The following is a 4,480-nucleotide window of genomic DNA, read 5'->3' on the forward strand; positions in this document are numbered from 1 at the left end:
CCCCCCCCCGAGATCACCAGGCTTGCTTGATGCCTCCCAACAGGCTCCAGGAAAGGAAGGCCGGGCCCAGCCGCGTTCCCGGCTCAAGCTCAGGCGTCCGGAGAGGATTGCGGGGAGATCCGGCGCCCTTTCGCACGGCCCTGTCCTGCGCGAAGAGCCTTAAACCAGGTGAAGTGCCCTCGGCATGCGAGAAAGCAGGGTGTTCGGGTACGAAATACCGCCTCCGGCGATCGGCCGGACTCGCCCTGTCCCTTCACCCCTCGCTCCAGGATCCTGTGGCGTGCAAAGCACACACGACCCGCATCCGCTGCGAACGAGGGGAACAGGAACCATGAAGAAGTCCTCCCAGCTGATGGCAGTGCTGGGCATCGGCGGTCTCGTGGCCGGCAGCCTCCTGACCGCCTCGTCCGCGTCGGCGGGCACCGGCCGCACAGCCGTCGTTGCCGAACGACACCTCACGACCTCGCAAGACGTGGTCAGACAGACCTCGGCCGGGGTACTGCTGAGCGCCGCAGGCGGGACGCCCACGACGGTGATCTCGGAAACAGTGCCGGCCGGTTCCTGGGTACTGTCCTCCAACGCAACGCTGGTCAGCTGGGAGCCGAGCGACTACACCCGCTGCACGCTCTACGCAGGCGAGACCGTCGTCGGCGGAGCGACCAGCATGATCGGCAACGCGGCCACGGGCGCGGGCAGCGGAGTGTACGCGGCCACGATCGCCGCCCAAGGCGCCTTCTCCAGCACGGGCCCGACAACCGTCAGCCTCCGATGCGGACACGACGCCACCCGCAACCGCGCTCCCTACGTGGACCCGGGCGCAACCCTGTGGCTCCACCGGAGCGACGGTCTGGGCCAGCCCAAACGCTAACCGGGCCGGCAGACGGCCGGCCGTGTCTGCCACCGGCCGGCCGTCCCTCCTCGATCGCGGCGGCCGCACACGGCCGCGGCCCGACGGCAACCGCGCCGCGTGCGTCGTGACATGGAAGCGGATGACGCTGTACCGGGCCGCGGACGCCGGCGACGCTCTGAACGGCATACCTGCCGACTACGGCCTCTGCCGACACACAGACATGACCGAGAAGACACCCCGGGCGCCCCTGCACACCGACCACACCGACCGGCCGCAGCCACGGACAACCGGGCCCGTATCAAGGCACCCACCGAACCGGACAGGGCGGACCACGACTGGAACCGCTGGGTAGCCCGAACACACGCTGATGAGCTGTTCGCGTCAGGTCATGGGCAGCGATCGGCCTTCAGCGGCGACCTCTTCGTCGTTACCCGGGCCATCACCGGATTCCGGCGCCGCTTCCCGCCGCAAGAGCCCTGCAAGGCACCAGCCCCAGCCCCACACGGCCTGACAGGCCGAAGCCTTCGTGAATCCGGCGGTCAGCGCGAGCTGATACAGAAAGGGTGTCCAGCCGGATCGGTGAGAACCCGCGCCTTATCGCCATGCGGCTGATGATCCGGCTTTCCCGCACCCAGCTCCAGCAGCCGGGCCTCGGCCACGTCCAAGTCCTCATCGACCGTGAAACAGATGTGAAGCTGCTGGGGAACGACCTGGCCGGGCCAGTTCGGAGCCCGGTAGTCATCGACCCGCTGGAAACCGATGAAGAGGCCGTGCTCTCCGTTGAGACCCGCGAATTCGGAGTCCGACTTCGGGTGCGGTTCAAGACCGGTGGCCTGTTGATAGAACGCTGCCAAAGCCGGCGGATCAGGGCAATCGAGTGTTATGGCAACTAACTTCATCTGCACGGACATCACGCCTCCAGAGCGGTCGGTGGGGTTCCCAGCACCACACCATAAAGCGTGTTCCGCAACCTGGTGACCAGGCACTTTTCCTGTATGGCCGGGAGGTTACGGGCCAAGCGAGACGTGGATGGAGACGTCCACCAGGCTGCGGCCGGGCAGTTCGAGCGGCTGGTGCTTGGTAGTGCGGGAGCGTGGTGGGGACGGTTCACGGCCGGGGTGTGCCGGGTTGTCCAGCGCATGCGCCCACTGCTCGCGCGAGAGCCTGTTCGGCCCGCTGGGAGCACTTTGAGCGCCTGTGGATCGTGGGCGCCCCCCCCCCCGTTTCGTGCGGATCGTCTGATCGCCGGCTCCGGGGGTGCCGCTGGCTGACGCGCAGCGGGTGCGGACTGCGCCGCTGTTGCCAGATCAGACGGTTCGCTAAATGCGTGGCGTTGCACGGAACGTCGACGGTAGGGTCCGGTCCGGACACGCGCGCTTTCGTAAGGCTTGGCCAAGCGATTCAGCTGTTCATGAGAGGAGCGTTCCGTGGAGGGATTCGATCCCAGGACGAGCTTCGGATATGAGGTGTCCCAGCGGTACGACGATGATCCACGCGGTGATGAGGCCGAGACCGTCGCATTCCTGGCCAAGCTTGCAGGACAACAGAACGCCCTGGAACTCGCAGTGGGCACCGGCCGGGTCGCGCTGCCCCTCATACGGGCGGGGGTTCGGGTGGACGGGATCGAGCTGTCGCAGGACATGGTCAACCGGATGCGCGAGAAGCCAGGCGGCGATCAAGTCGACGTGGTCATGGGCGACATGTCCCGCGTCACCACCGACCGCAGCTACGGGCTTGTCTACCTGGTCTTCAACACGATCGGCAACCTCCTCACCCAAGAAGACCAGATCCGGTGCTTCCAGAACGCCGCCCGCCATCTCACCGATGACGGCGTGTTCGTCGTCGAATGCCGCATCCCCACTGCGCCCTCGCGTCCCGGTCATCAGTACCTCGACACAGAGCAAGTCGGCCTTGAGCACGTCGACCTCGATGCCGGCCGGTACGACCCGCTGACCCAGATCCTCGACCTGAACCACATCCGCATCAGCAGCGCAGGCATCAGGTTCTCCCCCATCAGGCTACGCCTGGCCCACCCGCCCGAGTTCGACCTCATGGCCCGCATCGCCGGACTCCGGCTACGAGAACGGTGGGGTGGATGGAACGGCGAACCGTACACTGCGGCGAGTTGGCGCCACATCAGCGTTTACGAACGCGCAGACAGCACCGCGTAACAGGCACCCACCTAAAGATCTTCTCGTAACCTGCTAACTACGCTTTACAGCACCTAACAGAACGAATTGATCTGTCTGAGGGTGATGAGGCAGCAGGCGAGTCGCAGCGGGCCCGGCTGTCGAACTGCGGCAACTGCGGCGCGGTGAGGCCGGGCTCCGACGCCGCCTCTATCCTGCACCGGCCATGCCGGCGCCGCCGACGTCAACAACGTGCCTGTCTGAGCCGCTATCGCCGCCGAAGCCACCGCCCCGCTGCGGTGTTAGCCCGGCTTCCCGGGGAGGGTGATCTCGGATCTGCCGCGTCCTGTCTCCACCTGCACCATGTGTACACCAGCCGGGTCCACGCTCAATCTGTACTGGCTGATGCGGGGGCGCCCGAGCGTCTCCCAGTGGGTGTACCCGGTGGTGATCTCGTCCCAGAGCCGCCTCGGACCCGCCTGAGTGACGGTGAAGTGGTCGGCGCTGTGGCCGTCGTAGTCCACGGCAGCCCAGGACGGGGTTTTCTCGTCGGCGATGTGCAGGCGGGTGGGGGCGTGCTCACCGCTGGTGTCCCAGGCGAAGGATGCGCCGGGGACAGCCAGGCCGAGATGGAACTCGGCATCGAGGTCTCCGCCCGCGACCAGCCACGGCGACAAGCGCGTTACTCCCTTGTGCTGTGCGGACGCGGTCGCGGGTTCCGCCGCGTCCTGGCAGGCGCGTCTCATGGGCATGAAAGAGGCGAAGGCGTGGAACCGGCCATGCGCGGTCCCATCCTGGCCGGGCGTCAGTTCGAGGGTTCCGTAGCGGCACCAGGCCGAGGTCCACGGCGTGACGATACGCCCGCCGACTACGGTTTGCTCCACCCAGGCCAGCGGGACACGGTCGACGGAGAATGTCGCGACCACCCGCTCGTACGGTGCTCCAGGCGGCCACCCGGCGACCGCGTCACCGCAGGAGACCACCGGTGCGAATCCCGCGGCTTTAAGGTTTTGTTCCCCTCGTGCGGCGAGCAGGGGGTCGAGCTCGATGGTGCTGACCGCCTCGTCGCCCAGGATGGCGCAGAGCAGGGCGGCGTTGAAACCCGTTCCGGTGCCCAGTTCCAGCACCCTTCGCGGTCCGGCCTCACCCACGGTGTCGCCGATACCGGCGAGCAGCAGGGTGCGCAGCACCATGGAGGGCATGGAGGCCGACGAGGAGGGCAGTCCGTCGGTGAACCGGGTAACCAGCGGGGCGTCGGTGTAAGCCGCGGTGAGCCACTCGTCCGGGTTCGCCGAACGGTCGCAGGGCCGGTAGCCGCCTTCGCCGTCGCGCAGCCACAGCCGGTCGGGCAGGAACAGGTGCCGTGGGACCGTGCGCAGCGCGCGTACGGCGGTGGGCGGCAGTTGCCGGCCGAGGAGCTTGGTGACGTCGGCGAGCAGCCGGTCGACGTGAGCGGCGGGCGCGGCCGGGAAAGTCCTCACGACGGGGGTTACTTCTTCTC

General features: G+C 67.5%; 4 protein-coding genes. 2 read left to right on the forward strand and 2 right to left on the reverse strand.

The window, feature by feature from the left end; all coding sequences use genetic code 11:
* Positions 1–331 precede the first annotated feature (331 nt).
* Positions 332–868 carry a hypothetical protein gene (locus tag ACSNOH_RS33530; protein WP_436725223.1) on the forward strand — a complete coding sequence of 179 codons (537 nt, stop codon included), beginning with the start codon at positions 332–334 and terminating at the stop codon, positions 866–868.
* 521 nt (positions 869–1,389) lie between these two features.
* On the opposite strand, the gene ACSNOH_RS33535 is transcribed toward ACSNOH_RS33530, so the two are convergent.
* Complete coding sequence (locus ACSNOH_RS33535) at positions 1,390–1,761, reverse strand: VOC family protein (protein ID WP_436725224.1); 372 nt, start codon at positions 1,759–1,761, stop codon at positions 1,390–1,392.
* A 516-nt stretch (positions 1,762–2,277) separates the two neighbouring features.
* Between ACSNOH_RS33535 and ACSNOH_RS33540 the strand changes: the two genes are divergently transcribed.
* A complete protein-coding gene (locus ACSNOH_RS33540; RefSeq protein ID WP_436725225.1) occupies positions 2,278–3,021 on the forward strand; it encodes a class I SAM-dependent DNA methyltransferase in 744 nt (247 codons plus the stop codon).
* A gap of 260 nt (positions 3,022–3,281) precedes the next feature.
* Here the strand turns inward: ACSNOH_RS33540 and ACSNOH_RS33545 are convergent.
* On the reverse strand, positions 3,282–4,480 hold a 1,199-nt coding region (locus tag ACSNOH_RS33545; protein ID WP_436725226.1), incomplete at its 5' end, for a protein-L-isoaspartate O-methyltransferase family protein.

The organism is Streptomyces sp. URMC 127, assembly GCF_051386535.1.
In the GTDB taxonomy this organism is placed as follows: Bacteria; Actinomycetota; Actinomycetes; order Streptomycetales; family Streptomycetaceae; genus Streptomyces.

Bases quoted from the DNA above. Each gene is read 5' to 3' on its own strand.
- ACSNOH_RS33530 (WP_436725223.1), top strand. From the start codon at position 332: ATGAAGAAGTCCTCCCAGCTGATGGCAGTGCTGGGCATCGGCGGTCTC.
- ACSNOH_RS33535 (WP_436725224.1), bottom strand. From the start codon at position 1,761: ATGTCCGTGCAGATGAAGTTAGTTGCCATAACACTCGATTGCCCTGAT.